The 25,305-nt window shown below is 68.5% G+C and carries 26 protein-coding genes and 1 pseudogene; 13 read left to right on the top strand and 14 right to left on the bottom strand.

From position 1 onward, the window contains the following. Nucleotides 1-16 precede the first annotated feature (16 nt). From GCU53_RS17110 to GCU53_RS17140, 7 genes are all read left to right on the top strand, one after another. Nucleotides 17-208: a tautomerase family protein gene (locus GCU53_RS17110; protein ID WP_152388659.1), complete on the top strand. Its 192-nt coding sequence runs from the start codon at nucleotides 17-19 to the stop codon at nucleotides 206-208. A gap of 47 nt (nucleotides 209-255) precedes the next feature. After that, the gene (locus tag GCU53_RS17115; protein ID WP_152388660.1) at nucleotides 256-1,212 is read left to right on the top strand and encodes an acetaldehyde dehydrogenase (acetylating); all 957 of its coding nucleotides are present in this window, start codon (nucleotides 256-258) and stop codon (nucleotides 1,210-1,212) included. A 29-nt stretch (nucleotides 1,213-1,241) separates the two neighbouring features. Next, on the top strand, nucleotides 1,242-1,556 hold the full coding sequence (locus GCU53_RS17120; protein ID WP_152388661.1) for a 2Fe-2S iron-sulfur cluster-binding protein: 315 nt from the start codon (nucleotides 1,242-1,244) through the stop codon (nucleotides 1,554-1,556). 8 nt (nucleotides 1,557-1,564) lie between these two features. Then, the gene (locus GCU53_RS17125) at nucleotides 1,565-2,488 is read left to right on the top strand and encodes a catechol 2,3-dioxygenase (RefSeq protein ID WP_152388662.1); all 924 of its coding nucleotides are present in this window, start codon (nucleotides 1,565-1,567) and stop codon (nucleotides 2,486-2,488) included. A gap of 25 nt (nucleotides 2,489-2,513) precedes the next feature. Further along, on the top strand, nucleotides 2,514-3,974 hold the full coding sequence (locus GCU53_RS17130) for a 2-hydroxymuconic semialdehyde dehydrogenase (protein ID WP_152388663.1): 1,461 nt from the start codon (nucleotides 2,514-2,516) through the stop codon (nucleotides 3,972-3,974). Between the two features lie 55 nt (nucleotides 3,975-4,029). Then, nucleotides 4,030-5,079, top strand: a complete 1,050-nt coding sequence (dmpG, locus tag GCU53_RS17135) for a 4-hydroxy-2-oxovalerate aldolase (RefSeq protein ID WP_152388664.1) — start codon at nucleotides 4,030-4,032, stop codon at nucleotides 5,077-5,079. Nucleotides 5,080-5,176: 97 nt separating this feature from the next. Further along, nucleotides 5,177-5,626, top strand: coding sequence for a GlcG/HbpS family heme-binding protein (locus GCU53_RS17140; RefSeq protein ID WP_152388665.1), 450 nt, complete (start codon nucleotides 5,177-5,179; stop codon nucleotides 5,624-5,626). On the opposite strand, the pseudogene GCU53_RS26795 reads toward GCU53_RS17140, so the two are convergent. Then, nucleotides 5,602-5,730 (bottom strand): annotated as a pseudogene (locus GCU53_RS26795) (alternative ribosome rescue factor ArfA); the annotation flags it as partial. The gene GCU53_RS17140 and the pseudogene GCU53_RS26795 sit on opposite strands and share 25 nt — an antisense overlap. Nucleotides 5,731-6,229: 499 nt before the next feature. Here GCU53_RS26795 and GCU53_RS17150 point away from each other — a divergent pair. Next, on the top strand, nucleotides 6,230-6,856 hold the full coding sequence (locus GCU53_RS17150) for a thermonuclease family protein (RefSeq protein ID WP_152388666.1): 627 nt from the start codon (nucleotides 6,230-6,232) through the stop codon (nucleotides 6,854-6,856). Between the two features lie 192 nt (nucleotides 6,857-7,048). Here the strand turns inward: GCU53_RS17150 and arfA are convergent, their stop codons facing one another. Beyond that, nucleotides 7,049-7,210 (bottom strand): alternative ribosome rescue factor ArfA, encoded by a 162-nt coding sequence (gene arfA / locus GCU53_RS17155; protein ID WP_152388667.1) that lies wholly within the window; start codon nucleotides 7,208-7,210, stop codon nucleotides 7,049-7,051. Between the two features lie 292 nt (nucleotides 7,211-7,502). On the opposite strand from arfA, the gene GCU53_RS17160 reads away from it, so the two are divergent. After that, nucleotides 7,503-8,090, top strand: coding sequence for a YfbU family protein (locus GCU53_RS17160; protein ID WP_244306824.1), 588 nt, complete (start codon nucleotides 7,503-7,505; stop codon nucleotides 8,088-8,090). A 129-nt stretch (nucleotides 8,091-8,219) separates the two neighbouring features. Here GCU53_RS17160 and holA read toward each other — a convergent pair whose 3' ends face one another. From holA to leuS, 3 genes are read right to left on the bottom strand one after another with little or no spacing between them, the layout of a single operon-like run. Further along, nucleotides 8,220-9,260: a DNA polymerase III subunit delta gene (gene holA / locus GCU53_RS17165; RefSeq protein ID WP_152388668.1), complete on the bottom strand. Its 1,041-nt coding sequence runs from the start codon at nucleotides 9,258-9,260 to the stop codon at nucleotides 8,220-8,222. A 37-nt stretch (nucleotides 9,261-9,297) separates the two neighbouring features. Continuing rightward, on the bottom strand, nucleotides 9,298-9,924 hold the full coding sequence (locus GCU53_RS17170; RefSeq protein ID WP_152388669.1) for an LPS-assembly lipoprotein LptE: 627 nt from the start codon (nucleotides 9,922-9,924) through the stop codon (nucleotides 9,298-9,300). 52 nt (nucleotides 9,925-9,976) lie between these two features. Continuing rightward, nucleotides 9,977-12,589, bottom strand: coding sequence for a leucine--tRNA ligase (leuS, locus tag GCU53_RS17175; RefSeq protein ID WP_152388670.1), 2,613 nt, complete (start codon nucleotides 12,587-12,589; stop codon nucleotides 9,977-9,979). A gap of 196 nt (nucleotides 12,590-12,785) precedes the next feature. Between leuS and GCU53_RS17180 the strand changes: the two genes are divergently transcribed. Together GCU53_RS17180 and GCU53_RS17185 are read left to right on the top strand one after the other, a co-directional pair. Further along, on the top strand, nucleotides 12,786-13,217 hold the full coding sequence (locus GCU53_RS17180; RefSeq protein ID WP_152388671.1) for a hypothetical protein: 432 nt from the start codon (nucleotides 12,786-12,788) through the stop codon (nucleotides 13,215-13,217). 26 nt (nucleotides 13,218-13,243) lie between these two features. After that, on the top strand, nucleotides 13,244-14,005 hold the full coding sequence (locus GCU53_RS17185) for a YdcF family protein (RefSeq protein ID WP_152388672.1): 762 nt from the start codon (nucleotides 13,244-13,246) through the stop codon (nucleotides 14,003-14,005). Here GCU53_RS17185 and lnt read toward each other — a convergent pair. The 5 genes from lnt to miaB all read right to left on the bottom strand — a co-directional run bounded on the left by lnt (nucleotide 13,996) and on the right by miaB (nucleotide 19,468). Continuing rightward, nucleotides 13,996-15,549: an apolipoprotein N-acyltransferase gene (lnt, locus tag GCU53_RS17190; RefSeq protein ID WP_152388673.1), complete on the bottom strand. Its 1,554-nt coding sequence runs from the start codon at nucleotides 15,547-15,549 to the stop codon at nucleotides 13,996-13,998. The two genes, GCU53_RS17185 and lnt, sit on opposite strands and share 10 nt — an antisense overlap. Before the next feature lie 115 nt (nucleotides 15,550-15,664). Then, nucleotides 15,665-16,507 carry an HlyC/CorC family transporter gene (locus tag GCU53_RS17195; protein ID WP_152388674.1) on the bottom strand — a complete coding sequence of 281 codons (843 nt, stop codon included), beginning with the start codon at nucleotides 16,505-16,507 and terminating at the stop codon, nucleotides 15,665-15,667. After that, the gene (ybeY, locus tag GCU53_RS17200) at nucleotides 16,504-16,995 is read right to left on the bottom strand and encodes an rRNA maturation RNase YbeY (RefSeq protein ID WP_152388675.1); all 492 of its coding nucleotides are present in this window, start codon (nucleotides 16,993-16,995) and stop codon (nucleotides 16,504-16,506) included. The genes GCU53_RS17195 and ybeY overlap by 4 nt, the downstream gene beginning before the upstream one ends. Then, nucleotides 16,988-18,001, bottom strand: coding sequence for a PhoH family protein (locus GCU53_RS17205; RefSeq protein ID WP_152388676.1), 1,014 nt, complete (start codon nucleotides 17,999-18,001; stop codon nucleotides 16,988-16,990). The genes ybeY and GCU53_RS17205 overlap by 8 nt, the downstream gene beginning before the upstream one ends. 138 nt (nucleotides 18,002-18,139) lie before the next feature. Continuing rightward, the gene (gene miaB / locus GCU53_RS17210) at nucleotides 18,140-19,468 is read right to left on the bottom strand and encodes a tRNA (N6-isopentenyl adenosine(37)-C2)-methylthiotransferase MiaB (protein WP_152388677.1); all 1,329 of its coding nucleotides are present in this window, start codon (nucleotides 19,466-19,468) and stop codon (nucleotides 18,140-18,142) included. A 152-nt stretch (nucleotides 19,469-19,620) separates the two neighbouring features. Between miaB and GCU53_RS17215 the strand changes: the two genes are divergently transcribed. After that, nucleotides 19,621-19,953 (top strand): DUF1820 family protein, encoded by a 333-nt coding sequence (locus GCU53_RS17215; RefSeq protein ID WP_152388678.1) that lies wholly within the window; start codon nucleotides 19,621-19,623, stop codon nucleotides 19,951-19,953. Nucleotides 19,954-19,963: 10 nt separating this feature from the next. Here GCU53_RS17215 and GCU53_RS17220 read toward each other — a convergent pair whose 3' ends face one another. The 4 genes from GCU53_RS17220 to GCU53_RS17235 form a co-directional block, all read right to left on the bottom strand. Next, on the bottom strand, nucleotides 19,964-20,509 hold the full coding sequence (locus GCU53_RS17220; RefSeq protein WP_152388679.1) for a tetratricopeptide repeat protein: 546 nt from the start codon (nucleotides 20,507-20,509) through the stop codon (nucleotides 19,964-19,966). A gap of 156 nt (nucleotides 20,510-20,665) precedes the next feature. Further along, complete coding sequence (hemL, locus tag GCU53_RS17225) at nucleotides 20,666-21,955, bottom strand: glutamate-1-semialdehyde 2,1-aminomutase (protein WP_152388680.1); 1,290 nt, start codon at nucleotides 21,953-21,955, stop codon at nucleotides 20,666-20,668. A gap of 56 nt (nucleotides 21,956-22,011) precedes the next feature. Further along, nucleotides 22,012-22,641, bottom strand: coding sequence for a thiamine phosphate synthase (gene thiE, locus GCU53_RS17230; RefSeq protein ID WP_152388681.1), 630 nt, complete (start codon nucleotides 22,639-22,641; stop codon nucleotides 22,012-22,014). A gap of 103 nt (nucleotides 22,642-22,744) precedes the next feature. Beyond that, nucleotides 22,745-23,542 (bottom strand): hydroxymethylpyrimidine/phosphomethylpyrimidine kinase, encoded by a 798-nt coding sequence (locus GCU53_RS17235; protein WP_152388682.1) that lies wholly within the window; start codon nucleotides 23,540-23,542, stop codon nucleotides 22,745-22,747. A gap of 113 nt (nucleotides 23,543-23,655) precedes the next feature. Between GCU53_RS17235 and GCU53_RS17240 the strand changes: the two genes are divergently transcribed. Continuing rightward, nucleotides 23,656-25,305: an acyl-CoA dehydrogenase family protein gene (locus GCU53_RS17240; RefSeq protein WP_152388683.1), complete on the top strand. Its 1,650-nt coding sequence runs from the start codon at nucleotides 23,656-23,658 to the stop codon at nucleotides 25,303-25,305.

Here is a 25,305-nt window from a genome sequence, read left to right on the forward strand (position 1 = left end):
CCGCGAGGAAAACACCATGCCCATCATGCAGGTTTACCTGATCGAAGGCCGCAGCGAAGAGCAGAAGGCCCGGCTCATCGATTCCCTGACCCGTGCCACCGTGGATGCCCTCGACGCGCCGATCGAGAGCGTGCGCGTCGTGATCACCGAGGTACCCAGCAGCAATTTCGGCATCGCCGGCCAGACGGCCAAGCAGCGCGGCCGCTGAGCGCGCCGCTCGACACCCATCACAAGGACAACAAGTCGAGGTTTTCCGTGGATAGAACATCGTCCCGTTGCAAGGTTGCGATCATCGGTTCGGGCAACATCGGCACCGACCTCATGATCAAGGTGCTGCGCCATGGCAAGCACCTGGAAATGGGCGCCATGGTCGGTATCGACCCGGCGTCCGACGGCCTGGCCCGCGCCAAGCGTCTCGGCGTCGCCACCACGGCGCAAGGCGTGGAAGGCCTGCTGGCGCTGCCGGAGTTCAAGGACATCGGCATCGCCTTCGACGCCACCTCGGCCGGCGCCCATGCCTACCACAACGAGCTGCTGCAGGCCCACGGGGTGAAGGTCATCGACCTGACCCCGGCGGCCATCGGCCCCTACGTGGTTCCGGCGATCAACCTGGACGCCGAGCTCGATGCGCCGAACATCAACATGGTCACCTGCGGCGGCCAGGCGACCATCCCGATGGTCGCCGCGGTCTCGCGGGTGGCCAGGGTCCACTACGCCGAGATCGTCGCCTCGATCGCCTCGAAATCCGCCGGCCCCGGCACCCGCGCCAACATCGACGAGTTCACCGAGACCACCTCGAAGGCTATCGAGGTGATCGGCGGGGCGCAGAAGGGCAAGGCGATCATCGTCCTCAACCCGGCCGAGCCGCCGTTGATCATGCGCGACAGCGTGTTCGTGCTCTCCGAGGCGGTCGACCGGGACGTCATCGCCGCCAGCATCAAGGACATGGTGGCCAGCGTGCAGCGCTACGTGCCGGGCTACCGGCTCAAGCAGGAGGTGCAGTTCGAGCTGCTCGAGAAGCCGGCGAACGTGCCGGGCGTGGGGATGGTGGCGGGGCTCAAGACCTCGATCTTCCTGGAGGTGGAGGGCGCCGCCCACTACCTGCCGGCCTACGCGGGCAACCTCGACATCATGACCTCCGCGGCGCTGTCCTGCGCCGAGCGGCTGGCCGAGCGCGACAAGCTGCGGACCCTGCCCTCGGCGCTGGTCTAGACGGTGGACCGGGCTCGGGGGAGAAGGCCATGAATCGGCTGCATCGGGTCCTCGAGCGGGTCAGTGGTGAAGTACTTGAAGTGCGGCCTGGCGAATCGTTGCTGAGCGCCATGGAGCGCCAGGGGAAGAGGTGCATTCCGGTCGGTTGCCGGGGCGGCGGCTGCGGAGTCTGCAAGGTCCGGGTGGTTTCCGGCCGGTTCGACTACGGGCTCATGAGTCGCCGTCATGTCAGCGCCGACGAGCGCGGCCAGGGCCTGGCCCTGGCCTGCCGGCTCTTTCCCCTGGGTGACTCCGAGATACAGGCGTGCGGCGAGGCAGTCCGGGCGACTTCAGAAAAACAATAGGTGTCATCATGAAAAAAGGTGTAATGCGTCCGGGCCATATCCAGCTGCGCGTGCTGGACATGCAGGCTGCCCTGCAACACTACGTCGATCTGCTCGGGCTGATCGAGATGGACAGGGATGCGCAGGGCCGCGTCTATCTCAAGGGCTGGACCGAGATCGACCGGTTCTCGGTGGTGCTGCGCGAGGCCGACGAGCCGGGCATGGATTTTCTCGGCTTCAAGGTCGTCGACGACGCCACCCTCTGCCGCCTGAGCGAGGAACTGGCCGCCTTCGGCTGCCAGGTGGAGAGCCTGCCGGCCGGCGAGCTCAAGGGCTGCGGACGGCGCATCCGCTTCGAGGCGCCGTCCGCCCACCGCTTCGAGCTGTTCGCCGACAAGGAGCAGACCGGCAAGTGGGGCGTGTCCGAGGTCAACCCGGAAGCCTGGCCGCGTGGCCTGCAGGGCATGAAGGCGACCCGCTTCGACCACTGCCTGCTGTACGGCGTCGAGCTGCCGGAGACCCTGCGCCTGTTCACCGAGGTGCTCGGCTTCAGCCTCGCCGAGCAGGTGCTCGACGACGCGGGCAAGCGCGTCGCCCAGTTCCTCACCGTCGGCATGAAGGCCCACGACGTGGCCTTCATCCAGCACCCGGAGAAGGGCCGCTTTCACCACGCCTCGTTCTTCCTCGAGAGCTGGGAGGACGTGCTGCGCGCCGCCGACCTGATCAGCATGAGCGGCACCTCGCTGGACATCGGTCCGACCCGCCACGGCCTGACCCACGGCAAGACCATTTACTTCTTCGATCCGTCGGGCAACCGCAACGAGGTGTTCTGCGGCGGCGACTACCACTACCCGGACCATCCGCCGGTGACCTGGACCGCCGACCAGCTGGGCAAGGCGATCTTCTACCACGACCGCCAGCTCAACGAACGCTTCCTCACCGCCCTGACCTGAGCGTCCGCCTTACAGGATTATCCACATGAAAGAGATCAAGCACTTCATCAACGGCCAGTACGTCGGCTCGGCGGGCGGCAAGCTGTTCGACAACGTCAACCCGGCCAACGGCCAGGTGATCGCCAAGGTCCACGAAGCCGGCGAGGCCGAGGTGGACGCCGCGGTCAAGGCCGCCCGCGCCGCCCTGAAGGGCCCCTGGGGCCGGATGAGCGTGCAGGAGCGCTGCGAGATCCTGCACCGCGTCGCCGACGGCATCACCGCGCGCTTCGACGAGTTCCTCGAAGCCGAGTGCCAGGACACCGGCAAGCCGAAGTCGCTGGCCAGCCACATCGACATTCCGCGCGGCGCAGCCAACTTCAAGGTGTTCGCCGACCTGGTGAAGAACGTGCCCAACGAGGCCTTCGAGATGGCCACCCCGGACGGCAGCGGCGCGCTCAACTACGGCGTGCGCCGGCCCAAGGGCGTGATCGGCGTGATCAGCCCGTGGAACCTGCCGCTGCTCTTGATGACCTGGAAGGTCGGCCCGGCGCTGGCCTGCGGCAACACCGTGGTGGTCAAGCCGTCCGAGGAAACCCCGAGCACCACCGCGCTGCTCGGCGAGGTGATGAACGCCGCGGGCGTGCCGGCCGGCGTATACAACGTGGTGCACGGCTTCGGCGGCGACTCGGCCGGCGCCTTCCTCACCGCCCACCCGGACGTCGACGCCTTCACCTTCACCGGCGAGACCGGCACCGGCGAGATCATCATGCGCGCCGCGGCCAAGGGCGTACGCCAGGTATCCCTGGAGCTGGGCGGCAAGAACGCCGGCATCGTCTTCGCCGATGCCGATCTGGACAAGGCCATCGAGGGCACCCTGCGCTCGGCCTTCGCCAACTGTGGCCAGGTCTGCCTGGGCACCGAGCGCGTCTACGTGCAGCGGCCGATCTTCGACGCGTTCGTCGCCCGCCTGAAGGCCGGCGCCGAGGCGCTGGTGATCGGCGAGCCGAACGATCCGAAGGCCAACTTCGGTCCGCTGGTCAGCCACAAGCACCGCGAGAAGGTCCTCAGCTACTACCAGAAGGCTGCCGACGAGGGCGCCACCATCGTCACCGGCGGCGGCGTGCCGGACATGCCTCAGCATCTGGCCGGCGGCGCCTGGGTGCAGCCGACCATCTGGACCGGCCTGTCGGACGATTCGTCGGTGGTCACCGAGGAAATCTTCGGGCCCTGCTGCCACATCCGCCCGTTCGACACCGAGGAGGAGGCCATCGAGCTGGCCAACAGCCTGCCCTACGGCCTGGCCTCGGCGATCTGGACCGAGAACGCCTCGCGCGCCCACCGCGTCGCCGGGCAGATCGAAGCCGGCATCGTCTGGGTCAACAGCTGGTTCCTGCGCGACCTGCGCACCGCCTTCGGCGGCGCCAAGCAGTCGGGCATCGGCCGCGAGGGCGGGGTGCACTCGCTGGAGTTCTACACCGAGCTGAAGAACGTCTGCGTGAAGCTGTGAGACAGACACCCGTCAAGGAAAGCGGCGCGAATAGCGCCGCCCGAGGAGAGCCAAGATGACTTTCGATCCGAACAAGAAGCTGTACATCTCCGACGTGACCCTGCGCGACGGCAGCCACGCCGTGCGCCACCAGTACTCGATCAAGAACGTGCAGGACATCGCCCGCGCGCTGGACAAGGCCAGGGTCGACTCCATCGAGGTGGCCCACGGCGACGGCCTGCAGGGTTCGAGCTTCAACTACGGCTTCGGCGCCCACAGTGATATCGAGTGGATCGAGGCGGTCTCCGCGGTGGTGAGCCACGCGAAGATCGCCACCCTGCTGCTGCCCGGCATCGGCACGGTGCACCATCTCAAGGAGGCCTACGAGGCTGGCGCCCGGGTGGTGCGCGTAGCCACCCACTGCACCGAGGCCGACGTGTCGAAGCAGCACATCGCCTATGCGCGCGAGCTGGGCATGGACACCGTGGGCTTCCTGATGATGAGCCACATGACCACGCCGCAGAACCTGGCGGTCGAGGCGAAGAAGATGGAAAGCTACGGCGCCACCTGCATCTACGTGGTCGACTCCGGCGGGGCGCTGAGCATGCAGGACGTGCGCGACCGTTTCCGCGCGGTCAAGGACCTGCTCGACCCGGCCACCCAGACCGGCATCCATGCCCACCACAACCTGTCGCTCGGCGTGGCCAACTCCATCGTCGCGGTGGAGGAGGGTTGCGATCGCATCGACGCCAGCCTGGCCGGCATGGGCGCCGGCGCCGGCAATGCGCCCCTGGAGGTGTTCATCGCCGCGGCCGAGCGCCTGGGCTGGAACCACGGCACCGACCTCTACACCCTGATGGACGCCGCCGACGAGATCGTCCGCCCGCTGCAGGATCGCCCGGTGCGGGTCGACCGCGAGACCCTGGCCCTGGGCTATGCCGGGGTCTATTCGAGCTTCCTGCGCCACGCCGAGGTGGCGGCGAGCAAATACGGCCTGAGCACCGTGGACATCCTGGTCGAGCTGGGCAAGCGGCGGATGGTCGGTGGCCAGGAGGACATGATCGTCGACGTGGCGCTGGATCTGCTGCGTCAGCGAGGAGGCGCTGCCCGCCAGGCTTCCGCATAAGAAGCCAACCGGTCCGCCCGGCTCGGCCGTGGCGGTTTTCGAGCCCGGGAGCGGTTCCGCTTCCGGGTCTTTTTTGCCAAGACAGGAAGCGAATGCGATGAAACCTTCTCTGCGCCGGGCCGACAGCATCAACCTGGCCCTGGCCATGCACGCCCTGCGGGCGGCGCTCGATCAGGCCGCGGCGCTGTCGGTGCGGGTCAGCATCGCCGTGGTCGACGCGGCCGGCCAGCCGATCCACACCGCGCACATGGACGGCGCGCCGCTGCACTGCCGGGACATCGCCCTGAACAAGGCGCTGACCGCCGTCGGCTTCGGGGTGTCGACGCGGGTCTGGGAAGAGCGTCTGGCCGGGATGTCCGACGCCGTCCGCCAGGGGCTGCCGCTGCAGCCACGCATGGCGCTGTTCGGCGGCGGCGAGCCTTTCCTGTTCGAGGGCAGGCCGGTAGGTGCCATCGGCATCTCGGGCGCTTCCGAACAGCAGGACGAACAATGCGCCCAGGCGGCGGTGCGTGCCGTGCTGGCCCTGCTGGATGCGCCTTCGGCATAGCACGCCACTTCGCTTTTCTTCGGTTGCTTCCGGCGGCAGCGGAACAGCGGTTGGGCGACCAGGGATCTGGCCTTGTTCGGCCGGGAACGGGATTTCTTGCCCAGCGGATTGCCTCCTGTGAGGCCTGCCTCGTGCAGGCGCGTGAAGCATGCTCGGTGGGGGGGGGCGAGGGCGTGCGGCCTCCAGTCCGGTGTTCCGTGGGCCGGAAGTCCGTATGCCTCGGTCGCGGCGGCGTTTTGAAACGCAGCAGGGGCGGGCGGCTGCTTTTTTCCTGCGCACGCAAAAACGGCGAGGGGGTTGGCCTCGCCGTTCCTGCTTCCTTACGTCCCTGTGCTCGTCGTCCTGACGAAGTAGCCGCATCCTGCGACTGTCCCTCTGGCCGCCATCCGTGGTCGGCCTGCGTCGATCCTTCGACGTCTTGGTGGGATTCAATCTACGCCTGTGGCCGTTCCGAACCAATGGGGAGAGTGCCCGATCTGCTGTAGGCAATGGCTTACGGCGTGGAAGTCCCCTGTCATACTGCGCGGCCTTTTTCATCGCCAGTAGGGGGCCATGAGCTGCGGAGGGCCCCGGATATGGTTTCAGCGTGAGTGGTGTTCATTGATGGTAGGCAGGAAGAAACTGCTGGAAGCAAAGGTGGTGCATGTTCCCGACGGGGATACCTTGAGGGCGAACTGTGGCGACGGCCTGACCGTGGTGGTGCGACTGTGCAGCATCGATACCCCGGAGCAGGCTCAGCCCTATGGTGCGGAGGCGAGAGCGGCGCTGGCGGCGATGGTGCTCAACAAGAGCGTCAGGATCGAGCAGACGGCCCGGGATCGCTATGGCCGCATTGTCGGCAGGGTCTTTCGCGGGCGTACGTTCGTCAATGAGGAGATGGTCAGGCATGGCCATGCCTGGGTTTACCATGACTATTCCAGGGAGCCGGAGTTTGCCCGGCTGGAAGAGCGGGCACGCAAGGCCAGGCAGGGGCTGTGGGCCTTGCCGAAGGCGAAGCGGGTGCCACCGTGGGAATGGCGCAAGCTCGGGAAAGGGAAGGCTCGGCCAGTTGAAAAGGGCTGGAAGATATGGCCATGGCTGCTGGCGACGCTGGTGGCGGGTGCGCTGGCAGGTGGCGCTTACCTGTGGATGACGGGGCGTCTGGATATTTCCCGGTGGGTCCCGGATGCCATCTTTCAGTTCTTGAGTGCCGGACAGGCCCATCTCCCGGCAGCGCTGTCACTTTGTTGACGTACGGCCGACCGAAAGCACGGCACGCGGGGACGCTGAACGCTCACGGCGAGACGCCTGGGCATCGAGGCGCACGGCGGGAAGAGCTGCAAAACGTACGGCTCGCGGCGCGTACCTGCGGCGGGTGCCGGAGAGATTTCCGCCGTGGCGGCGAACGAGAGGGAAACGGGGAGGAGAGGGGACGCGGGCCTTTCAGGCGGCCAGAAAGACAAAAGCCTCCCGGTCGTCGGACCGGAAGGCTTCGCGGCGGTAGCTGCCCTTGCCTTTCTTCGGCTGTTCCTGGCGGCAGCGGAACAAGGGCTGTGCGACCAGGGATTTGGCCTTGTTCGGCCGGGAAGGGGATTTCTTGGCCATGAGCGTCCTCCTGTAGGCCTGCCCCGTGCAGGCGCGCGCATCATGCGTGGCTGGTCAAAAGATGTCCAGGGGGTGCGGTTGCGAGGTCGGAACATCGACCAGGCACTTGGACAGTCCCGCAAGCCGCTCTGCAGGGGCGTTCATGCGTCCCCCGGCCCAAGGCGCAAGGCTCTCCAGACTTCGGAGGCCAGCCAGGCCATTGCCTGCCGCTGGGCAGCATGACTGGAATTTGCCGGATGGACGAGCTATATGCTGATATCCCCGCCAAAACAAAAACAAGGATGAAGTAGAAATGGAATTTTCCAACCAACAAAAGCTGATCATCACCCTGCTCACCGACATCCACGCTCATCTCGGGATCGACGACAGCGTCGATCCGGTCTTCGTGCAGCGGATGGTCCAGGGTGGTCACGGCTGGGCGCTTGGCTGGGCCTACCCCGGTTTGTTCGAAGACGGCATCGAGCCCCCGGAGACCGTCACCTTCGTCGCCGAGGTGCTGACCATGTGGGAGGCCATCGAGGAGGCCTATGCCGGGTTCGATCAGGCCCGGAAGGACCGGCTGGCCGAGCTGGCCCCGGCTTTCGGGCGTGACCCCCGGTTTCTCGGGTTCGATGGCAGCCATGAGGCCGATCTGCGGGAGATTGTCCATATCCTCGTGGACGACCTGAACCGCTGGCCGATCTTCAAGGGACGCAACACCGACTCGCACAGGATCCTGGCCGACGGCTATCGGCGGATGCTGGCGGTGTACGAGCGCATCTCGAACAACACCAGCCACGCGTCCAGGCTGTCGGTAGAGGCGTTGGCGAAAATATTGAACGCCAGAATCATCCCGAAGAGCAGCATGGAGCTGGACGCCAATGTGCTGCGTTGGGCCTGACCCTTCGGCCATGTGATACGGCTCTCGGACAAGGCCCCGATATCTCGGGGCCTTGTCGCTTTCGGCTCCTCCATTCCTCGGCTTCCGGCGTACTCGGGAAAGCCCCCGGCCTGTGGGCTGTCACGCGACTCAGAGTTCCGGCGGCAGCTGCAGGCGCTGGCCGGCGATGGCCAGGGTCAGCCGGCCGAGGCCATTCCACGGCTCGCCCTCGGCCTGGCCCTTGATCTGCGCGTCGATCAGCTGGGCGTCGAGCAGCAGCTGGTTCCAGCGTGCTGCCGGGTGGCGCTGCAGGGCCTTGGTCAGCAGCGGGCGGCGTTTTTCCCAGACCGGCGGGCGCATTTGCGCGAAGGCCTTCTCCAGCGGCACGCCTTGGGCATACTGCTGGGCGAGGTTGGCCAGCAGGCGCAATTCGCGGGCCAGCGCCCAGAGGATCACCGGCGTCTCCACGCCTTCGCCGCGCAGCCCCTCGAGCATGCGCAGGGCGTGGGCGGCCTGGCCGGCGAGGGTGGCGTCGAGCAGGCCGAAGACGTCGAAGCGGGCGCTGTCGGCCACCGCCGCCTGCACGGTGTCGGCGGTGACCTGGTTGTCCTCGGCGAGCAGCTTGAGTTTCTCGATCTCCTGGGCGGCGGCCAGCAGGTTGCCTTCCACGCGGGCGGCGATCAGCTCCACAGCCTCCTGGCTGGCGGCCAGCCCGGCCTGGGCCAGACGCTGGCGGATCCACTGCGGCAGTTGTTGGGCATCGACCGGCCAGACCTGTACGAACTGCACCTGCGGGCTGTCGAGCAGCGCCTTGGCCCACTTGCTCTTCTGGGTGGCGGCGTCGAGCCTGGGCAGGTCGATCAGCAGCAGGTTGTCCTCGGCGGGACGGGCCAGGTATTCGAGGATCGCCGCGGCGCCCTTGTCGCCGGGCTTGCCGTTGGCGATGCGCAGCTCCAGCAGGCGTTTCTCGGCGAACAGCGACAGGCTGGCGCCGGCCTCGTAGAGCTGACTCCAGTCGAAGTTGGCATCGGCATTGAACACCTGGCGCTCGCTGAAGCCCTGGGCGCGGGCAGCGCCGCGGATGGCGTCGCAGGCCTCCTGGCAGAGCAGCGGCTCGTCGCCGCTGACCACGTAGATCGGCGCCAGGGTGTCCTTGAGCTGCCTGGGCAGTTGTGCGGAAGGAAGCTTCATGGCGGAAGGGGCGGGGCCGGGGCCCCGCCCGGCGGCCTCAGGGCATGAGGGAGGGCGGCAGTTCGAGCGGCGACTGCTGCGGCGCCTCCTGCTGCTGCTCCTGGGCGCGGCGCTCCGCCTCCGCGGCCTGGGCCTCGGCGCGGGCGCGCTCCTTGGCGGCTTCCTCCATCTGGGAGATGCGCTCCGGGGTGAGCTGCTGCAGGCGCAGCATCAGCTGCTGGACCATCTCGCGGCGCATTTCCTCGCGCAGCTGCTGGGCTTCCTGGGTCGAGGCGGTGATGTTGTTCTGGTCGTGGACGTAGACCTTCTGCACCTCCAGCTCGTTGCTGCCGAGCAGCTGCTTGCGGGCGTCGAGCAGTTCGTATTCGAGGGTGCTGGTCAGCTCGTATTCGACGCTGCGCGCCGAGCTGGTGTAGCTGGCGGTGCGGCGCTCCTCTTTCTCGCGGGCCAGCACCAGCTCGTAGGGTGCGCCGGCATACACCTTGACGCCGCTGGCTTCGAGCTGGCGGCGCAGCATCCGCTGGGTTTCGCCGTAGGCGTTGCGGGCGCTCACGTTGAGCTCGCTGATGGCGAGGCGTCCGGTCTCGCCGGTGCCGCGCAACTGGAAGCCGCAGGCGCCGAGCAGGCTGGTCAGGGCGATGAGCGCGAGGCTACGTTTGATCATCTGGTTTCCCCTTGCAATGACCCCGGCGGCATCTTGCCGCCGGGACGGCGCATCAATTGGCGACGATATTGACCAGCTTGCCCGGCACCACGATGACCTTGCGGATGGTCAGGCCCTCGGTGAAGCGCAGCACGTTCTCGTTGGCGCGGGCGGCGGCCTCGATCTCCTCGCGGGAGGCGCCGGCCGGCACCTGGATTTCCCCGCGCAGCTTGCCGTTGACCTGCACCACCAGGGTCAGGGTGTCCTGCACCAGGGCCGATTCGTCCACCACCGGCCAGGCGGCGTCGATGATCAGGCCGTCCTTGCCGAGGGCCTCCCAGAGCGCATGGCAGATATGCGGGGTGATCGGCGCCAGCAGCAGGGCCACGGTTTCCAGGCCTTCCTGGAGCAGGGCGCGGTCCTGTTCGCTTTCGGCCTTCGCCTTCTCCAGCACGTTCATCAGGGTCATCACCTGGGCGATGGCGGTGTTGAACTTGTGGTGCTGGCCGATATCGGTGCTGGCCTGCTTGATCGCCGCGTGGATGGCGCGACGGATGTCCTTCTGCGCGTCGGAGAGCTGGGCCTTGTCCAGCACGCCCGGCAGGCCGGCGGCGGCATGGGACTGAGCCAGACGCCAGACGCGGCGCAGGAAGCGGCTGGCGCCCTCGACGCCGGCGTCGGACCACTCCAGGGATAGCTCCGGCGGGGCGGCGAACATCATGAACAGGCGGCAGGTGTCGGCGCCGTAGGCGTCGATCATCGCCTGCGGGTCGACGCCGTTGTTCTTCGACTTGGACATCTTCTCGGTACCGCCGATTTCCACCGGCAGGCCGTCGGACTTGAGCTTGGCGCCGATCACCTTGGCCCTGGCGTCGCGCTCGACCTCCACGTCGGCCGGATTGAACCAGTCCTTGCCGCCGTTCTCCAGGGTGCGGTAGTAGGTCTCGGCGACCACCATGCCCTGGGTCAGGAGGTTCCTGAACGGCTCGTTGGAGGACACCAGGCCCTCGTCGCGCATCAGCTTGTGGAAGAAGCGCGCGTAGAGCAGGTGCAGGATGGCGTGCTCGATGCCGCCGATGTACTGGTCCACCGGCAGCCAGTGGTTGGCCGCCTGCGGGTCGACCATGCCCTGGTCATAGGTGGGCGAGGCGTAGCGGGCGTAGTACCAGGACGACTCGACGAAGGTGTCCATGGTGTCGGTTTCGCGCTTGGCAGGCGCACCGCATTTCGGACAGCTGCATTCGTAGAATTCCGGCATCCTGGCCAGCGGGCTGCCGGTGCCGTCCGGCACCACGTCCTCGGGCAGCACCACCGGCAACTGGTCTTCCGGCACCGGCACGTCGCCGCAGCTGTCGCAGTGGATGATCGGGATCGGGCAGCCCCAGTAGCGCTGGCGGCTGATGCCCCAGTCGCGCAGGCGGAACTGGGTCTTGCGCGCGCCGTGGGCGGCGCTTTCCAGGTCGGCGACGATGGCGTCGAAGGCCTCGGTGAAGCTCTTGCCGTCGTACTTGCCGCTATTGACGGTGGTCAGGCCTTCCTTGTCGGCATACCAGGCCTGCCATTCGGCGGTGCTGAAATCCTTGCCTTCGGCAGCGTAGGCCTGCCTGATCGGCAGGCCGTACTTGTTGGCGAATTCGAAGTCGCGCTCGTCGTGTGCCGGCACGGCCATCACCGCGCCCTCGCCGTAGCCCCACAGCACGTAGTTGGCGACGAACACCGGCAGTTTGTCGCCGGTCAGCGGGTGGACGACGAACTGGCCGGTGGCCAGGCCCTTCTTCTCCATGGTGGCCATGTCGGCCTCGGCCACCGAGCCGGCCTTGCACTCGGCGATGAAGGCCGCAAGCGCAGGGCTGTTCTCGGCGGCGCGCTGGGCCAGCGGGTGCTCGGCGGCGACAGCGACGTAGGTGGCGCCCATCAGGGTGTCCGGGCGGGTCGAGTAGACCTTGAGCTGGCCGGCTTCGCCGATGCTGGCGACGTCATAGTCGAAGACGATGTCGGCACCGAAGCTCTTGCCGATCCAGTTGCGCTGCATGGTCTTGACCTGCTCGGGCCAGCCGGTCAGCTCGTCGAGGCTTTGCAGCAGCTCTTCCGCATAGGCGGTGATGCGGAAGTAGTACATGGGGATCTCGCGCTTCTCGACCAGCGCGCCGGAGCGCCAGCCGCGGCCGTCGATGACCTGCTCGTTGGCCAGCACGGTCTGGTCCACCGGGTCCCAGTTGACGGTGCCGTTCTTGCGGTAGATGACGCCCTTCTCGAACAGCCTGGTGAACAGCCACTGCTCCCAGCGGTAGTAGTCCGGCTTGCAGGTGGTGACTTCCCGCGACCAGTCGATGCCCAGGCCCAGGCTTTTCAGCTGGGACTTCATGTAGGCGATGTTCTCGTAGGTCCACCTGGCCGGCGCCACCTGGTTCTTCATGGCGGCGTTCTCCGCCGGCATGCCGAAGGCGTCCCAGCCCATCGGCTGCAGCACGTTCCGGCCCTGCATGCGCTGGTAGCGGGCGATCACGTCGCCGATGGTGTAGTTGCGCACGTGCCCCATATGCAGCTTGCCGCTGGGGTAGGGGAACATCGACAGGCAGTAGAAGGTGTCCTTGCCGGGCTGCTCGCGCACTTCAAAGGACTTCTGGGCGTCCCAGATGGACTGCGCGGCGGCTTCGATCTCGCGGGGCTGATACTGTTCGTGCATGGTCTGCTGGCGCTGGAAAAGAGGGCGTGGAAAACCCCGTAGCATACATGAGCGGGCTTGGCCATGGGAAACGCCTGCCCGGTGCGTCACGGCCGCCGCTGGCCCTCTGCCGCCGTTTGTCGCGGCGGCAAACCGCGGCGGAGGCGGGCGCTAAGCTCAGGGGAGGATGCCGTTTCTCCCGAGGTCGAGGTGTGGGATGGACGAAGTGGGCGCGCGTGGCGGACTGTACCGGCGACTGATCGAGCGGATCGCCTGCGCCCTTGCCGGAGCCGAGGCCGCCCGCTGGCGCGGCGGGGCCGAGCCGGCCGTGCTGGAGCTGCACGATCTGTCGCCCGCCGAGCGGGCGCTGATCCGCGCCTGGTTGCGCCAGGACGTGCAGTGGCTGCGCGGCTGGCAGGCGGCGGCCGAGGAGCTGGCGCTGATCGAGCGCCAGGAGCACGCCGCTCGCAGCCTTCTGGCGAAGGGGCGTCCTGCCGCCCCGCCGCGGCTTCGCCCGCTGCGCCATGCCCATCTGCTCTGCGCCCTGTGCGGCCGGGCCGTGCGCTGGCGCCGCGCCGGCCCCGTCGCGGCCTGTCCGGTCTGCGCCTCGCGGCTGTTCAGGCTCGCTCGGCAGCGCCGCTCGGGCTAGGCTTTGCGCCTCGCCCGGAGGTGCCGATGCCGTTCCGCTATCTGCTCAAACAACTCCTGCTGCCGCCGTCCGGCCTGCTGCTCCTGCTGGGACTCGGCTGGTGGCTGCGCCGCTGTGCGCCACGGACTGCCAGCCTGTGCTTCGTGCTCGGCGCAGGCGGGCTTTGGCTGCTCAGCCTGCCGGTGACGGTGGAGTGGGCGGCGCGGGCCATCGAGCGCGAGCCAGCGCTGGACGCGGCGCAGTGGCCGCAACTGGCGCAGCGGGCCGAGGCCATCGTGGTCCTCGGCGGTGGCCGCGAGCGCGGCGATCCGGCCTGGGGCGGCGACCAGCCGAGTCCGCTGGCGCTCGAGCGGCTGCGCTACGCCGCCCGGCTGGCGCGGGCCTCGGGCCTGCCGCTGCTGGCCAGCGGCGGCCTGCATTTCGGCGCGCCGCCCAGCGAGGCGGCGCTGCTCGGCGAGGCGCTGGAGAAGGATCATGGCCTGCGGCTGCGCTGGCGCGAGGAGCGCAGCCGCACCACCTGGGAGAACGCCCGCTACAGCGCCGAGCTGTTGCAGGCGGAAGGCATCCGCCGGGTGGTGCTGGTGACCCAGGCCTGGCACATGCCGCGGGCGCGCTGGTGCTTCGAGCGGGCCGGCTTCAGCGTGCTGCCGGCCCCGGCGGGCTTTCTCGGCGTGCCCAACGGACGCCCGCTGGGCGGCTGGCTGCCGGAGGGGCGGGCGCTTTGGCAGAGCGGCCTGCTGCTCAACGAGGCGCTGGGACAGCTGGCCTATCCGCTGCTCTACCGCTGAACCTCGACGGCCGTGCCGGCTGTCGCGGCCCGTTCGGCGCGCCGGCGCAGCAGTGTCCAGCCGAGCAGCAGGGCAGCGAGGACCGCCAGCGGCCAGGCACGCCATTGCAGGTAGGGGGTTAGGCCCTGCATCGGCGTCACCTCGCCATAGAGCACGGCGCGCTGGAACTGCGGCAGGCGCTCGGTGATCCGTCCGAAGGGGTCGATCAGCGCGGTGACGCCGTTGTTGGTGGTGCGGATCATCCAGCGGCCGGCTTCCAGGGCGCGCATCTGCGCCATCTGCAGGTGTTGCAGGGGGCCGATGGAGCTGCCGAACCAGGCGTCGTTGCTGATGGTGAGCAGAAGGTCGCTGCGCGCGGCCAGGCCGGCGGCGAACTCCGGATAGACCACCTCGTAGCAGATGTAGGGCGCAATCCGCCAGCCGCGGGCCTCGAGCAGCGCCTGGTCGGCCGGGCCGCGGGCAAAGTCGGACATCGGCAGGTCGAAGAAGGCGATCAGCCCGCGCAGCAGTTCCTGCAGCGGTACGTATTCGCCGAAGGGCACCAGCTTCTGCTTCAGGTAGGTGCCGGCACCTTCGCCCGCCACGACGATGCCGTTGTAATAGCGCGGCTCGTCCTGGGCGTTGCGCTGGCGGATCGGCACGCCCGTGAGCAGCGCGATGTTGCGCGGGCGGGCGTAGCGGTCCAGGCCGGCGAGGTAATCCTCGGCGTACTCCTTGAGAATCGGCACGGCGGTTTCCGGCCAGACCACCAAATCGACCGCCGCGGCGCGCTGCAGGGTGAGGTCGCGGTATAGCATGAGCTGGGCGCTGAGCTGCTCCGGGTCCCATTTCAAGTTCTGCGGCACGTTGCCCTGCACCGCGGCGACCTTCAGCGGCGTGCCGGCAGGCTGGGTCCAGGCGTGCCCTTCGAGCACCAGGCCGAGCCCCCAGGGGGCGAGCAGCAGACCCAGGGCGCCGGCCAGCGCCAGCGGCCTGCGTGCCAGGCGCGGCAGGTTGATCAGGAGCGCCGCGGACAGCGCCAGGACGAAGGACAGCAGCCAGACCCCGCCCAGCGGCGCCAGGCCGGCGAGCGGCCCCTCGAGCTGGCTGTAGCCGGCGTAGAGCCAGGGAAAGCCGGTGAGGAACCAGCCGCGAAAGCCCTCCAGCGCCAGCCAGAGGGCGGCGAAGCCCAGGGCGTCGGCCAGCGGTGCACCGCTTCGGCGCAGCCAGCGGCTCCACAGCCAGGCGGGCAGGGCGAAGAAGAACGCCAGGGCGAGCATCAGGGCCAGGGTGAGCAGGCCGGCCAGCGGCACCGAGGCGGCGCCGTAGTCGTGGATGCTGACGTAGATCCAGCTGGTGCCGGCGGCGTAGAGGCCGAAGCCGTAGCACCAGCCGCGCCACAGCGCCGCCCTGGGCGCCAGTTCACGCAGGCCGAGGTAGAACAGGGCGATCGACAGCAGCGCCAGCGGCCAGAGGTCGAAGGGGGCCTGGGCCAGGGGCGTCAGGGCGCCGGCGGCCAGCGCCAGCAGGTTGCCCGGCCAGCCGGGACGGGTGATCCAGCGCATCGGGATTCCTTGCTCGGAAAAAAGGCGGCGCAAGCTTAATGGAGCGGCCCGCGGCATGCTATCGCGGTCCGGTGAAAGGACAGGGCACCGCGTTGGCGCGGTGCCCTGGGGGGGCTCAGTGACGGGGCGGCGTCAGGCGCAGCAGGTGGATGCGCCGGCTGTCGGCGTTCAGCACGCGGAAGCGGAAGTCGCCAAGCTCGACGGTCTCGTTGCGCTTGGGCAGATGGCCGAAGGCGCGGGCCACTAGGCCGCCGAGGGTGTCGAACTCGTTGTCGGACAGCTGGCAGTTGAAGTGCTTGTTGAAGTCCTCGATCGGCATCAGTGCCTTGATCACGAAGTCGCCGCTGGGCAGCTCCTTGATGTAGCTGTCCTCCTCGACGTCGTGCTCGTCCTCGATGTCGCCGACGATCTGCTCGAGCACGTCCTCGATGGTCACCAGGCCGGCGACGCCGCCGTACTCGTCGATGACGATGGCCATGTGGTTGTGGGTGCTGCGGAATTCCCGCAGCAGCACGTTGAGGCGCTTGGATTCGGGGACGAAGGTCGCCGGGCGCAGCAGCTCCTTGAGGTCGCAGGCACAGGTCTCGCCGATGTTGCGCAGCAGCAGGGGCAGCAGGTCCTTGGCCAGCAGGATGCCGACGATGTCGTCGAGGCTCTCGCCGATCACCGGGTAGCGCGAATGGGCGGCCTCGATGATGGTCGGCAGGAGTTCCTGCGTCGTCTGGCCGGCCTTGACGGTGATCATCTGCGAACGCGGAACCATGATGTCGCGCACCTGCAGGTCGGCGACCTGGATGGCGCCCTCCACGATGGTCAGCGCCTCGCTGTCGAGCAGCTCGTTCTCGTGCGCTTCGTGGAGGATTTCCAGCAGTTCCTGGCGGTTGCGGGGTTCATGGGCAAAGGCCTGGGTGAGTTTGCTCAGCCAGGATTGCCCGTTGCTCGATCGATCGTCGCTCATCTTCCTTCGCTCGTGGTGCCCTGGGATTCGGGCAGGTCGTCGCCATCGTAGGGGTCGGGATAGCCCAATTCAGCAAGCAAGTCCCGTTCCAAGGATTCCATTTCCTCGGCTTCCGCATCCTCGATGTGGTCGTAGCCGAGCAGGTGCAGGCAGCCGTGGATCACCAGGTGGGCCCAGTGGGCGTCCGGCGCCTTGTCCTGTTCGGCGGCCTCGCGCTCGACCACCGGCACGCAGATCACCAGGTCGCCGAGCAGCGGGATGTCCAGCAGCCCGTCGGGGATGTCGGCCGGAAAGGACAGCACGTTGGTCGGGTAGTCCTTGTGCCGCCAGGTGCGGTTCAGCTCGCGGCCTTCCGCCTCGTCGACCAGGCGGATGGTCAGTTCGGAGTCGGCGCTGCGCTGGCGCAGGGCCAGTTCGCACCAGCGGCGGAAGTCGCTCTCGGCGGGCAGCGGTCGGTCGCTGGCCACCTGCAGGTCCAGCTCAAGCATCGCGGCGTCCTTCCTGGCGCGCCTCGCCCTGCGGGCGGGGCGGATTGAGCTCCTCGAAGCGCTCGTAGGCCTCGACGATGCGCTGCACCAGCGGATGGCGCACCACGTCCTTGGGCTGGAAGCGGGTGAAGCTGATCCCCGGGATGTCCTTGAGCACCTCCATCACGTGAGCCAGACCCGATTTGGTGCCGCGCGGCAGGTCGACCTGGGTGATGTCGCCGGTGATCACCGCGGTGGAGCCGAAGCCGATGCGGGTGAGGAACATCTTCATCTGTTCCAGGGTGGTGTTCTGGCTCTCGTCGAGGATGATGAAGCTGTTGTTCAGGGTGCGTCCGCGCATGTAGGCCAGCGGGGCGATCTCGATCACCTGCCGCTCGATCAGCTTGGCCACCTGCTCGAAGCCGAGCATCTCGTAGAGGGCGTCGTACAGCGGGCGCAGGTAGGGGTCGATCTTCTGCGCCAGGTCGCCGGGCAGGAAGCCGAGCTTCTCGCCGGCCTCCACCGCCGGACGCACCAGCAGGATGCGCCGCACCTGCTCGCGCTCCAGGGCGTCCACCGCGCAGGCCACGGCGAGGTAGGTCTTGCCGGTGCCGGCCGGGCCGATGCCGAAGTTGATGTCGTTGTCGAGGATCGCCTTGACGTAGCGCTGCTGGTTGGCGCCGCGCGGACGGATCAGCCCCTTGCGGGTGTGCAGGGCGGCCCCGGGTTCGGCGTCGGGATCGGCCAGCGCCTCCATGCCCGATTCCTGGAGGAACAGGTGAACCAGGTCGGGGGTCAGGTCGACGCCGTGGGTCTCGCGGTAGAGACGGCGCAGCAGGTTCTCGCCGGCCTGGGTGTGTTTCGGTTCGCCGAGCAGCTCGAACTGGTTGCCGCGGTTGCGGATTTCGATGGCCAAGCGCTGTTCGATCAGGCGCAGATGTTCGTCGAACTGTCCGCAGAGATTGGCGAAGCGGCGGGCTTCGAAGGGGGCGATGGTGAAGCGACGGGGTTCTGTGGGTGCGTTCAAGGGCTTTAAAGGACAACCGTCCTACGGCAGGAAGATAAGGAAAGAATAGCGCCGTCGGCGGCGGGGTGGAAGCCGATGACGCTCGACGGATGTCGGCCCGACGGGCGCCGCCCGCCGGGCCGGACGTGCGCGCGGGTGTCAGTCGAGCAGGCTGCCGCGCAGGGAATGGGGCAGGGCGTCGTCGATGCGCACCAGGACGAACTGGCCGATCAGGCGCGGATTGGTGGAGGGGAAGTTGACGATGCGGTTGTTCTCGGTGCGGCCCTGGAGCATGCCCGGGTCCTTCTTCGAATAGTCGCTGACCAGGATGCGCTGGGTGCTGCCGACCATCCGCCGGCTGATCTCGAAGCCCTGCTGGTAGATGCGGTTCTGCAGGATCTGCAGGCGCTGCTTCTTCACCTCTTCCGGGGTGTCGTCGGGCAGCTCCGCCGCCGGAGTGCCGGGGCGCGCGCTGTAGACGAAGGAGAAGGAGAAGTCGAAGCCGACCTCCTCGATCAGCTTCATGGTCTGCGCGAAATCCTGCTCGGTCTCGCCGGGGAAGCCGACGATGAAGTCCGAGCTGATGCTGATCTCCGGCACCGCGGCCTTCAGCTTGCGGATTCGCGACTTGTACTCCAGCGCGGTGTGGTTGCGCTTCATCGCCGCGAGGATGCGGTCGGAGCCGGACTGCACCGGCAGGTGGATGAACTTCACCAGCTCGGGAATCTCGGCATGGGCCTGGATGATGGCGTCGGAGAACTCCAGCGGGTGGCTGGTGGTGTAGCGCAGGCGGTCGATGCCGTCGATGGCGGCGACCAGGTAGAGCAGCTCGGCGAAGTCGACCAGGCGCCCGTCGGCGGCCGTGCCGCGGTAGCCGTTGACGTTCTGGCCGAGCAGGGTGACCTCGCGCACGCCGTTCTCGGCCAGGTGGATGACCTCGGCGAGCACGTCCTCCGATGGCCGGCTGACCTCCTCGCCGCGGGTGTAGGGCACCACGCAGAAGCTGCAGTACTTGCTGCAGCCTTCCATCACCGAGACGAAGGCGCTTGGGCCGTCGACCCGCGGCTCGGGCAGGCGGTCGAACTTCTCGATCTCCGGGAAGGATACGTCCACCTGCGGCTTTTGCGTGGTGCGCGCGGCGTCGATCATCTCCGGCAGGCGGTGCAGGGTCTGCGGGCCGAACACCACGTCGACGTAGGGCGCACGCTCGCGGATCGCCGCACCCTCCTGGCTGGCCACGCAGCCGCCGACGCCGATCACCAGCGCCGGATTGCGCTGCTTCAGTTCGCGCCAGCGGCCCAGCTGGGAGAACACTTTTTCCTGAGCCTTCTCGCGGATCGAGCAGGTATTGAGGAGGATGACGTCGGCTTCCGCCGGATTCTCGGTGAGTTCCAGAGCCTGGTGCTCACCCAGCAGGTCGGCCATGCGCGAGCTGTCGTACTCGTTCATCTGGCAGCCGTGGGTTTCGATGAAAAGCTTCTTGGCCATGGGAGTCGGGTCTGGGTGATTCGAAGGACCGCGCATTATAGGTAGGCACGAAAGGCTCGGCCAGAGATGCCGGGCGGGTGACGCGCCGGCCGTCTGCCGTGGCCCTTGTGCTATCCTTCGCAGCCCCTTTGCAGCGATTTCCCCGCAGTCCGATGAGCAAGCGCGACGCCACGATCTACAAGGTGATCTTCCTCAACCAGGGCCAGGTCTACGAGCTGTACGCCAGGCAGATCCGCCAGAGCGATCTGTGGGGCTTTCTCGAGATCGAGGAGTTCGTTTTCGGCGAGCGCACCCAGGTGGTCATCGATCCCGGCGAGGAGCGCCTGCGCACCCAGTTCGAGGGCGTGCAGCGCAGTTACGTGCCGCTGCACGCGATCATCCGCATCGATGCGGTGGAGCGTCTGGGCATGGCGCGGATCAGCGAGGCCAGGGGTGGCGGCAACGTCACGCCGTTCCCGCTGCCGCCGATGCCGGACAAGGGCTGAACGGCCGCCCTCAGGGCAGCGGCGAGAACGGCGAGCGGCCCTCGAGGGCCTGCAGTTCCATGAGGTAGTTGCGGAAGATCTGGCCGAGCACCTGGGTGGCGATTTCCAGCTCGTTGCGGCTCATCTGCTCGGCGACCAGGTCGGCGCTGTCCAGCGCCTCCTCCGAACCGTTCACCGCGGCCATCTTCAGCACGATGTAGGCCTGCACGTTGTTGGCCGGCACGCCCTCGCCGCGGAAGAACATCAGCCCCAGGCGGTGCTGCGCTTCGGCGTGGCCCTTGAGCGAGGCCTGCTCGAACCAGTTCAACGCGCGGGACAGGTCGCGCGGGGTGCGCTTGCCGTCGTAGTAGAACTGGCCCAGCTCGTATTCGGCCTGCAGGTCGCCGTTCTGCGCGGCCTGCTCGCAGCGCGACAGCGCCGCCGGCAGTTCCTCGGCCGGACTGTCCAGGGCGCAGCTGCCCGGTGCCGGGATCAGCAGGGTGTTTTCCCCGGCCACGACCGGCAGGGAAAAGGAACATAGCAACAGGCAACCCAGGGTCAGGTTACGGCGGGTCATGGAATCGCTGCGCCTCGAGTGGGAGCGGGCGGTCGCCCGGCCGGCAAAGTGTGCCGGCCGCCACATTATGAATAAGCGGCGCCGGCCTTACAAAGCCTTTGCCGCCTTTTCCCGCCCCCGGGAAATGGAAAGCCGCCAGGGGCGGCGGTCCGCCGTTCAGCCCCTGGCCAGCGTGGCGAAGGCGCGCTCGGCGGCGTCGAGGGTGATCGACAGCTCCGTCTCGCCATGGGCAATGGAAGTGAAGCCGGCCTCGAAGGCGGAGGGCGCCAGATAGACGCCGCCGTCGAGCATCAGGTGGAAGAAGTGCTTGAAGCGCCCGGCATCGCTGGCCATCACATCGCTGAAGGTGACGATTTCGTCGGCGCCGCTGAAGTACAGGCCGAACATGCCGCCCACCTGGGTGGTGACGAAGGGAATGCCGGCGGCATCGGCGCGCTCCTGCAGGCCCTGCAGCAGGCGGCCGGTGTAGTCGGAGAGCTCCTGGTGGAAACCCGGCCGGCTGATCAGCTTGAGGGTGGTCAGGCCCGCCGCCATGGCCAGCGGGTTGCCGGAGAGGGTGCCGGCCTGGTAGACCGGGCCCAGCGGGGCGATGCATTCCATGATCGCCCGCTTGCCGCCGAAGCAGCCGACCGGCATGCCGCCGCCGACGATCTTGCCGAAGGTGGAGAGGTCCGGGACGACGCCGTAGTGTGCCTGGGCGCCACCCAGGGCGACGCGGAAGCCGGTCATCACCTCGTCGAAGATCAGCACCACGCCGTGCTTGTCGCATTGCTCGCGCAGTCCTTCGAGGAAGCCCGGGGCCGGCGGCACGCAGTTCATGTTGCCGGCCACCGGCTCGACGATGATGCAGGCGATGTCCCGACCGACCTCGGCGAGGGTCCGCTCCACCGCGCCCAGGTCGTTGTAGGGCAGGGTCAGGGTGTGCTGGGCGAAGGCCGCCGGCACGCCGGGGGAGCTGGGCACGCCGAGGGTCAGGGCGCCGGAGCCGGCCTTGACCAGCAGGCTGTCGGAGTGTCCGTGGTAGCAGCCCTCGAACTTGATGATGCTGTCGCGGCCGGTGTAGCCGCGGGCCAGGCGGATCGCGCTCATGGTCGCCTCGGTGCCGGAGCTGACCATGCGCACCATGTCCATCGACGGAACCAGCGAGCAGACCAGCTCGGCCATCTCGGTTTCCAGGGCGGTCGGCGCGCCGTAGGAGAGGCCGTGCTCCAGCTGCCTGCGCACCGCTTCGAGCACTTCAGGATGGCTGTGCCCGAGAATCATCGGGCCCCAGGAGCCGACGTAGTCGACGTAGCGCTTGTCGTCCTCGTCGATGACGTAGGCGCCTTCGGCGTGCTTGAAGAACAGCGGGGTGCCGCCGACGCCACGGAAGGCACGCACCGGCGAGTTGACGCCGCCGGGGATGTGCTTCTGGGCGTTGGCAAAGAGGGTTTCGGAACGGGACATGTGGGCCTCGCAAGCTTGAGGCAGCGCCGCGCGGTGGGCGCCACCGTGAGGGGGAATCAGGAGCCTTCGAACAGTTGGCCGAAGGCGCGGGCGCGGCGCTCGACCTCGGCGGCGCTGTCGGCGGCGAACAGCGCGTTGATCACCGCGACCATGGCGGCGCCACGGGCGATCAGGCCCGGCGCGTTGTCCAGGGTCACGCCGCCGATGGCCACCAGCGGCTGGGGAAAGCGCGCACGGGCCTCTTCCAGCAGTTCGGGAGTGGCCGGCGGTGCGCCGGGCTTGGTCGAGGAGTCGAAGAAGCGGCCGAAGGCCAGGTAGCTGGCGCCGTCGGCGGCGGCCTGCTCGGCCAGCTCCAGCTGCCCGTGGCAGGTGGCGCCGATGACGACCTTGGGGCCGAGCAGGGCACGGGCGGCGGACAGCGAGCCGTCCTGCTGGCCGAGGTGCAGGCCGACGCCCAGGCGTGCAGCCAGCTCCAGATCGTCGTTGATGATCAGCAGGGCGCCGTGGCGCAGGCAGAGGTCGCGCAGCGCCTCGGCCTCGCGCAGTCGGCGGGCATCGTCGTCGGACTTGTCGCGATACTGCAGCAGCCGGGCGCCGCCCTTGAGTGCGGCTTCGACGTAGGGCAGGAGCCTGCCGTCGGCGAGCAGCTGGCTGTCGGTGATGGCGTAGAGACCGCGTAGTTTCATGGTGGATTCGCCTCGTCTGCGAAGGGTCGGCGGAAGTCGCCGGGGACGGACCGCCCCCGGCCAGTCAAGCCGATGCGCCCGGCCTGCGCCAGGCGCCGCCGGATCAGCTGCCGAAATCCAGCGGCAGGCGGCGCGGCACGTACTGGCCGAGGCCCGGCGCTTCGGCGTCGCGCAGGGTGCGCCAGGTGTAGTCGAGTGCCGAGCGCACCGCACTGGTCAGTTCCTCGCCGAGGGCCAGGCGACCGGCCAGGGCACTGGCCAGGGTACAGCCGGAGCCATGGTAGCTGCCCGGCAGGCGCACGCAGGTGAAGGTCTGGGCGCCGTCGTCCCGCGAGTACAGGCGGTTGTGCACCTCGGTCTCGTCGCCGTGGCCGCCGGTGATCAGCAGGTGCTCGCAGTGCTCGAGCAGCCGCTCGGCACAGGCATCGGCGCTGCCTTCGGGCAGTTCGGCGAGCAGGCGCGCTTCCGGCAGGTTCGGGGTGGCGATGCGGCACAGCGGCAGCAGGCGCTCGCGGATCGCCTGGCCGACCTCGTCGCGGCCCAGGGCGCCGCCGCCGCCGGCACGCAGCACCGGGTCGCAGACCAGCGGCACGCCGGGCAGGCGCCGGGCGATCCCGGCGACGGTGTCGACCATCTCCAGCGAGCCGAGCATGCCCAGCTTGATCGCGGCGACCGGCAGGTCGGCGATCACCGCCTCGGCCTGGGCCAGCACCCAGGCGGGCTCGAGCACGCGGAAGTCGCTGACGTTGCGGGTGTCCTGCACGGTCAGCGCGGTGACCGCCGGCGCGGCGTGGCAGCCCTGGGCGAGCAGGGCCTCGATGTCCGCCTGCAGGCCGGCGCCGCCACTGGGATCGTGGCCGGACAGGCAGAGGACGACGGGACGGAAGTTGGTCGTGTTCATGGCGTGCGAGCTTACCACTAATCGCCCGCCCCGAGCCCCGGTCGGATGCGTCCGCCGCAGCGGGTCCCGCGTGCTTCACTCAACGGGGCAACCGCCCGCCGAGGAGCGCCGTCATGGACCTGCACCAGTACGCCGAAACCCACGAGGTGACCAACCAGGTGCCGCCCCTGGATGGCGCCAATCTCTACCGCATCGATCTGCCGCTGCGGGAGTGGCTGTGCCGCTACGACGGGGCCTGGGCGGACCGGCAGCTGGATGACTACGGCGCACTGGCCGGCGGGCCGCTGCTGGCGGCCGGCTTCGCCGCCAACGAGAATCGGCCGGTCTTCCGCAGCCACGACCGCTACGGCCACCGCATCGACCAGGTCGACTTCCACCCCGCCTATCACGAGCTGATGGCCACGGCCATCGACCACGGCCTGCCGGCATTGCCCTGGCGCGAGCCGCGCCCCGGCGCCCAGGTGGCCCGCGCCGGGCTGATGTACCTGCACAACCAGATCGAAGCCGGCACCGCCTGTCCGCTGACCATGACCTTCGCCAGCGTGGCGGCGCTGCGCCGGCAGCCGGAGATCGCCGAGCGCTGGCTGCCCAAGGTGCTGGCCGGCGACTACGATTCGCGCAACCTGCCGATGGAGCGCAAGAGCGGCGTCACCCTCGGCATGGCGATGACCGAGAAGCAGGGCGGCACCGACGTGCGTGCCAACACCACCCGGGCCTGGCCGGTCGGCGCCGCCGGGCCGGGACAGGCCTACGAACTGCTCGGCCACAAGTGGTTCTGCTCGGCGCCGATGAGCGACGCCTTCCTCACCCTGGCCTGGAGCGACGGCGGGCTGTCCTGCTTCCTGCTGCCGCGCCACCGCCCGGACGGCGGGCGCAACCAGCTGTACATCCAGCGCCTGAAGAACAAGCTGGGCAACTGGTCGAACGCCTCCGCCGAGATCGAGTACCGCGGCGCCCTGGCCTGGATGGTCGGCGAGGAGGGGCGCGGCGTGCCGACCATCCTGGAGATGGTCGGCCTGACCCGCTTCGATTGCATGATCGGCTCCAGCGCGCTGATGCGCCAGGCGCTGACCCAGGCCCTGCACCACTGCGCGCACCGCCTGGTCGGCGGCCAGGTGCTGCTCGAGCACGCGCTGATGCAGAACGTGCTGGCCGACCTGGCCCTGGAAAGCGAGGCCGCGCTGGCCCTCACCCTGCGTTTGGCGCGGGCGCTGGATCACGGCGAGGACGAACGCGAGCGGCTGCTCGCCCGGCTGCTCACCGCGATCGGCAAGTACTGGATCTGCAAGCGCGCCCCGGAAATGATCGGCGAGGCCGCCGAGTGCCTGGGCGGCGCCGGCTACGTCGAGGAGAGCATCCTGCCGCGGCTGTACCGCGAGGCGCCGGTCAACTCGATCTGGGAGGGCTCGGGCAACGTGCAGTGCCTGGACGTGCTGCGTGTGCTCGGCAAGGAGCCGGGCGTGCTGGAGGCACTCTTCGACGAGCTGGACAGCGGCCATGGCGATGCGCGGCTCAGGGCGCGCATCCAATGGCTCAGGAAGGCGCTGGCCGACCGCACCGAGATCCACTACTGCGCCCGCCGGCTGGTCGAGGAGCTGGCGGTGACCCTGCAGGCCGGGCTGCTGCTGGAGGCCGGCAACGCGGCGGTGTCGGATGCCTTCATCCACAGCCGCCTCGGCGAGGGCGGCCGGGTCTACGGCACCCTGCCGCGCGGCGTGGCGGTGGCGGAGCTGCTGGCGCGCAGTGCGCCGCAGCTCGGTTAG

The sequence above is a fragment of the Azotobacter salinestris genome (assembly GCF_009363155.1).
Lineage (GTDB): Bacteria > Pseudomonadota > Gammaproteobacteria > Pseudomonadales > Pseudomonadaceae > Azotobacter > Azotobacter salinestris.

Bases quoted from the DNA above. Each gene is read 5' to 3' on its own strand.
- GCU53_RS17110 (WP_152388659.1), top strand. From the start codon at position 17: ATGCCCATCATGCAGGTTTACCTGATCGAAGGCCGCAGCGAAGAGCAG.
- GCU53_RS17120 (WP_152388661.1), top strand. From the start codon at position 1,242: ATGAATCGGCTGCATCGGGTCCTCGAGCGGGTCAGTGGTGAAGTACTT.
- GCU53_RS17125 (WP_152388662.1), top strand. From the start codon at position 1,565: ATGAAAAAAGGTGTAATGCGTCCGGGCCATATCCAGCTGCGCGTGCTG.
- GCU53_RS17130 (WP_152388663.1), top strand. From the start codon at position 2,514: ATGAAAGAGATCAAGCACTTCATCAACGGCCAGTACGTCGGCTCGGCG.
- dmpG (WP_152388664.1), top strand. From the start codon at position 4,030: ATGACTTTCGATCCGAACAAGAAGCTGTACATCTCCGACGTGACCCTG.
- GCU53_RS17140 (WP_152388665.1), top strand. From the start codon at position 5,177: ATGAAACCTTCTCTGCGCCGGGCCGACAGCATCAACCTGGCCCTGGCC.
- GCU53_RS17150 (WP_152388666.1), top strand. From the start codon at position 6,230: ATGGTAGGCAGGAAGAAACTGCTGGAAGCAAAGGTGGTGCATGTTCCC.
- arfA (WP_152388667.1), bottom strand. From the start codon at position 7,210: ATGGCCAAGAAATCCCCTTCCCGGCCGAACAAGGCCAAATCCCTGGTC.
- GCU53_RS17160 (WP_244306824.1), top strand. From the start codon at position 7,503: ATGGAATTTTCCAACCAACAAAAGCTGATCATCACCCTGCTCACCGAC.
- holA (WP_152388668.1), bottom strand. From the start codon at position 9,260: ATGAAGCTTCCTTCCGCACAACTGCCCAGGCAGCTCAAGGACACCCTG.
- GCU53_RS17170 (WP_152388669.1), bottom strand. From the start codon at position 9,924: ATGATCAAACGTAGCCTCGCGCTCATCGCCCTGACCAGCCTGCTCGGC.
- leuS (WP_152388670.1), bottom strand. From the start codon at position 12,589: ATGCACGAACAGTATCAGCCCCGCGAGATCGAAGCCGCCGCGCAGTCC.
- GCU53_RS17180 (WP_152388671.1), top strand. From the start codon at position 12,786: ATGGACGAAGTGGGCGCGCGTGGCGGACTGTACCGGCGACTGATCGAG.
- GCU53_RS17185 (WP_152388672.1), top strand. From the start codon at position 13,244: ATGCCGTTCCGCTATCTGCTCAAACAACTCCTGCTGCCGCCGTCCGGC.
- lnt (WP_152388673.1), bottom strand. From the start codon at position 15,549: ATGCGCTGGATCACCCGTCCCGGCTGGCCGGGCAACCTGCTGGCGCTG.
- GCU53_RS17195 (WP_152388674.1), bottom strand. From the start codon at position 16,507: ATGAGCGACGATCGATCGAGCAACGGGCAATCCTGGCTGAGCAAACTC.
- ybeY (WP_152388675.1), bottom strand. From the start codon at position 16,995: ATGCTTGAGCTGGACCTGCAGGTGGCCAGCGACCGACCGCTGCCCGCC.
- miaB (WP_152388677.1), bottom strand. From the start codon at position 19,468: ATGGCCAAGAAGCTTTTCATCGAAACCCACGGCTGCCAGATGAACGAG.
- GCU53_RS17215 (WP_152388678.1), top strand. From the start codon at position 19,621: ATGAGCAAGCGCGACGCCACGATCTACAAGGTGATCTTCCTCAACCAG.
- GCU53_RS17220 (WP_152388679.1), bottom strand. From the start codon at position 20,509: ATGACCCGCCGTAACCTGACCCTGGGTTGCCTGTTGCTATGTTCCTTT.
- hemL (WP_152388680.1), bottom strand. From the start codon at position 21,955: ATGTCCCGTTCCGAAACCCTCTTTGCCAACGCCCAGAAGCACATCCCC.
- thiE (WP_152388681.1), bottom strand. From the start codon at position 22,641: ATGAAACTACGCGGTCTCTACGCCATCACCGACAGCCAGCTGCTCGCC.
- GCU53_RS17235 (WP_152388682.1), bottom strand. From the start codon at position 23,542: ATGAACACGACCAACTTCCGTCCCGTCGTCCTCTGCCTGTCCGGCCAC.
- GCU53_RS17240 (WP_152388683.1), top strand. From the start codon at position 23,656: ATGGACCTGCACCAGTACGCCGAAACCCACGAGGTGACCAACCAGGTG.